Origin of the sequence: Actinosynnema sp. NPDC023658 (assembly GCF_040639995.1) — a bacterium.
Taxonomy (GTDB): domain Bacteria; phylum Actinomycetota; class Actinomycetes; order Mycobacteriales; family Pseudonocardiaceae; genus Actinosynnema.
Map to the genome: position 1 here is coordinate 1 of NZ_JBFAAX010000510.1, position 4,272 is coordinate 4,272.

At 74.5% G+C, this 4,272-nt stretch carries 4 protein-coding genes; 1 reads left to right on the forward strand and 3 read right to left on the reverse strand.

The window, feature by feature from the left end; translation table 11 throughout:
• Positions 1-512 (reverse strand): helix-turn-helix domain-containing protein (locus AB0G02_RS30095; RefSeq protein WP_360800567.1); only part of this gene is annotated, 512 nt, incomplete at its 3' end.
• 69 nt (positions 513-581) lie between these two features.
• On the opposite strand from AB0G02_RS30095, the gene AB0G02_RS30100 reads away from it, so the two are divergent.
• Positions 582-1,355: an alpha/beta hydrolase gene (locus AB0G02_RS30100; RefSeq protein ID WP_360800570.1), complete on the forward strand. Its 774-nt coding sequence runs from the start codon at positions 582-584 to the stop codon at positions 1,353-1,355.
• Between the two features lie 97 nt (positions 1,356-1,452).
• Here AB0G02_RS30100 and AB0G02_RS30105 read toward each other — a convergent pair whose 3' ends face one another.
• Both AB0G02_RS30105 and AB0G02_RS30110 read right to left on the reverse strand, forming a co-directional pair.
• Positions 1,453-3,171 carry a hypothetical protein gene (locus tag AB0G02_RS30105; protein WP_360800574.1) on the reverse strand — a complete coding sequence of 573 codons (1,719 nt, stop codon included), beginning with the start codon at positions 3,169-3,171 and terminating at the stop codon, positions 1,453-1,455.
• A 150-nt stretch (positions 3,172-3,321) separates the two neighbouring features.
• On the reverse strand, positions 3,322-4,272 hold a 951-nt coding region (locus tag AB0G02_RS30110), incomplete at its 5' end, for an SGNH/GDSL hydrolase family protein (protein ID WP_360800577.1).

Consider the following 4,272-nt stretch of genomic DNA (forward strand, 5'->3'; position numbering starts at 1 on the left):
GCCACCGAGTAGCCGCGCTCGCGGGCCGACGCGACCTCCGCGCGTTCACCGACGAGCGCCGGACGTGCCGCGAGGACGGCGATGCCGGCCCCGTTCACCTCCAGCCGGTGCCGCGCGCCGATCCGGTAGCCGACGTGCACCCCGGCCCGGCGGGGATCGACGACGTGCGCGGTGACCACCTCGTCGCCGTCCACGAGGGCGAGGAACGCCGTGGCGCCCACCTCGTCCGCGAGGGTCGCGAGGCGGGGTGCGGCGGCGGTGCGGAGGTCGACCACCACCGCGCCGGCCAGCGCGACGAGCCCGACGCCGAGCCGGAACCGCCCGGTGCCGTCCTGCGCCACCAGGCCGTGCGCCCGGAGCGTGCCGAGCAGGCGGTACACGACGGTGCGGTGCAGCCCCAGCTCCGCCGCGAGCGCGTTGACACCGAGACCCGCCGGGTGGGACCGGAGTGCTTCCAGCGCCCGCAGCCCCTTGCCGAGGGTCTGCGAGTAGGCGGCGTTGACAGGACCCATGATCCACCTCACCATGTGACGAGGTGCGATTAACGCACTGCAAGAGCGAATATAGCGCCTGGAGCAGTTATGGACCACGACGTCTCCCGGGTCGGCGAGGGTGATCACGCCGTCATCGCACTGCACGGTTGGTTCGGCTCGGCCGCCGCGTGGCAGCCGATCACCCCCTACCTCGACGGCACGAGGTTCAGCTACTTCTTCCCCGAGTACCGCGGCTACGGCGCGCGCAAGGACGTGCCGGGGGCGCACTCGATCGCGGAAGCCGCCGCGGACGTCCTGGCCCTCGCGGACGAGCTGGGGCTGGGGGCGTTCTCGCTGGTCGGTCATTCGATGGGCGGCAGCGTGATGCAGCGCGTGCTGGCCGACGCGCCCTCCCGGGTGCGCGCGCTGGTCGGCATCTCCCCGGTGCCCGCCGGCGGCGTCCCGTTCGACGAGCAGACCTGGGAGCTGTTCGCGGGCGCGGAGCGGGAGGCGGGCAACCGGCGCGCGATCATCGACTTCACCACCGGCAACCGGCTCAGCGGAACCTGGCTGGACGCGATGGTCCGGCGCTCGCTGGAGACGTCCGACCCGGTGGCCTTCGGGGAGTACCTGCGGGCGTGGGCGCGCACCGACTTCCAGTCCGAAGTGGACGGCAACCCGGTGCCGGTCCGGGTCGTGGCGGGCGCGCACGACCCGGCCCTCGGCCCGGACACCGTGCGGGCCACGTTCGGCAAGTCCTACCCGAACTGCGAGGTGGTCGTGTTCGAGCAGGCGGGCCACTACGCGATCGACGAGACCCCGATCGCGCTCGTTTCCACGATCGAGGAGTTCCTCGCGGCCGTCGGGGAGCGGTCCGGCTGACGGCCGGCCGGGCACCCCCGGCGGCAACCGGGTGGCAGGCCGGCGGCAACCGGGCCGGTCCAGGGTCTCCGGGTGCGGCCACGCAGGTCCGGCCGCGTCACCCGAAGCGGGAGGTACTCCCATGATCCTGAGAACAGCGGTCGCCGCGGCCGTGGTGGCCGGGCTGGTCGTCGTCGCACCGGCGGCGGCCGATCCGCCCGGCCTGGTGAAGGTCGGCACCACGTCGGTGTCGTCCAGCGCGGACAAGACCATCACCACGACGTGCCCCGCGGGCAAGGTCGTGTCGGGCGGTGGCGGCTACCTGACCGCGCCGGCCGACGACGTCCAGGGGTACGTCGCCCTCGACCGGCTGGAGCCGAAGGCCGACGGCACCGGCTTCGCGTCCACCATGCGCGAGGTCCAGCCCACGCCCGACAGCTGGCGGCTCACCACCGACGCCCTGTGCGTCACCGCGCCGCCCGGTCTGGCCCGCGTCGCCGTCACCGGCCCGCTGAACACCCAGGTCGTCACGGTGCCCGGTCCAGAACGGGTCGTCACCGACGTTCGACACCGCCACCACGCCGCCGGCGGGTGCGGTCGCCCGGCCCGCCGCGGAGTCCGCGACCGTCGGCCCGTCCTCGCCCCACGGCCGGAAGCCCAGCATCTCGCGCCACAGCGGCACGAGGTGGCACACGTGCTTCTGGTGCCCGGTGTACTCCTGGGTGACCTGGAACTCGACCGCGAGCCGGGTGCGGGGCATCCCGGCGATCACCGGGGAGACCGGTTCGCGGGTCTGGAAGTCCATCGGCCCGGCCTTCACCTGGAGCACGACGTTCGGGTCGAACCTGCCGTCCAGCGGGGCGAAGTGGTCGTACGCGGCCCGTGCGCGGTCGGTCGTGCGGTCGCGCCAGTCCTGGTGGTGGTTGTAGACGAACGCGCGCCAGAACACCGTGCCGCCGAACGGCGCCAGCGCGCGGGCCAGCACGTTCGCGCCCTCGGCGTGGTCGCGCCCGTAGGCGAAGGGGCCGGGCTGGCCCTCGGAGTCGGCCTTGACGACGTACCCGCCGAAGTCGGGGATCGCCGCGTACACCTCGGCGGTCGTGCGGGCCCACCAGTCCCGCACCGCGGGGTCGAGCGGGTCGGCGGTGGGCAGGCCGCCGAGCGTGATCGGCGCGGCGAAGCTCACCGACAGGTGCACCCTGATCCCGTGCGGGCGGAACACCTCGGCCAGCCGCACCACCTCCGGCAGCAGCTCGGTCAGCAGCCCGGCCTCGGTGCGGCCCACGTTGACGTTGTTCAGCCCCACCCGGTTGACGCCGACCGAGCCGAGCAGCCGGGCGTAGGCGCGGACCCGCGACAGGTCGGCGCGCACCGCGCCGTCGGCGTAGAAGATCGAACCGCCCGAGTAGCCGCGCTCGACCTGCCCCATCACCGGGTGGACGTCGACGTTGTCCCAGTGGTCGAGCATCCGGACCGGCTGCCGGGGCGCGTGCCGCTGCGGTTCCGCCGCCCCCCGGAACGCGGACTCCCCCAGCCGCACCACGTGGTGCAGGCCGTAGAGCAGGCCCGCGCCGCCGGTGGCGCGCACGACCGTGGTCGTACCGGCGCGGCCCACCACGAACGCCTCGGGGTCCGGTTCGCCGTCGTCGGGCGCGCACACCAGGTCCAGGTCGGACGGGCCGTCGTCGACCAGCGCGCCGCCGTGCTCGGCCACCGCCGCCTCCACCTCGGCGCGGACCGTGGCGACGACCACGCCCTCACCGGTGACCCGGACCCGCCGTGAGCCGAGGGCCCGGAACGCGGAGCCGGGCAGCCACGCGGGGTGCACGCCGATCATGTACAGGGTCCTCCCGGTCCGGGCGCGGTGACATCACCCAACCTATGTCGGGCCCGTGGCCGGGGCAAGGAGAAGACGGGTCGGGGTCCGTCCACTGTCGACAGCGGACAGCTACGAAACTTTTGCGCGGCAACGCATCCGCGCGGGGCGTCACGGGCCGGGCGTGAACAGCTCCAGCGGGACGGCGTCCGCGAGCGCCTGGTAGCCCGCCGGTGTCATGTGCAGGTGGTCGCCCTCGTCGTGGGCGGCGAGCAGGCGCCGGTGGTCGTGCGGGTCCCGGGCCGCCGCCTCGAAGTCGAGCACGGCGTCGAACACCCCGGCGGTGCGGATCCACTCGTTGACGGCCTGTCGCGAGGCCTCCCGGTGGCCGTCCGGGTCGTCGTAGGCCCCGTTGCCGCCCAGCGGGGCCAGCGTCGCCCCGTACACCCCGATGCCGTGCGCGTGCGCCCGCACCACGATCTGCTCGTAGGCCGCGCAGAGGTCGTCCACGACCTGCTTCTGGGCGGTGGCCGTGGCGTCGGCGGTGCCGATGTCGTTGATGCCCTCGAACACGACCAGCCACCGCACCCCGCTCTGCGCCAGCACGTCGCGGTCCAGCCGGGCCAGGGCGCTCGGGCCGAGCCCGTGGGCGAGCACCCGGTTCCCGCCGGTGCCCTGGTTGAGCACGGCGACGTCGGCGGTGGCGGGGTTCCCCCGCAGTCGGGCCGACAGGCGGTCGGGCCAGCGGTCGTTGCCGTTGGTGGTGGAGCCCCGGCCGTCGGTCAGGGAGTCGCCCAGCACCACCGCGGCGGAGGCGGCGCGCTCGGACCACACCTCGATGCCGCTGAGGAAGTACCAGTGGTCGGTGGTCGCCGCGCCCGGCAGGTCGTGCGCCTCGACGTGGTCACCCGCCGCGACGTGCGAGGTCGTCCGGGAGCCGGGGTGCGAGGTGACGACCTCGGACGCCTGCCCGTCGGCCAGGTGCACCGTCACGGTCAGGTTCGCCTCCGGCGGCACCGGGAAGTCCAGCGGGTCCGACACCACCTGCGCGCCGACCGGCACGACGACGTCCGCGCGGCCGTGGAACGTGACCGGGCGGACCGACCCCGGCTCGACCGCGGC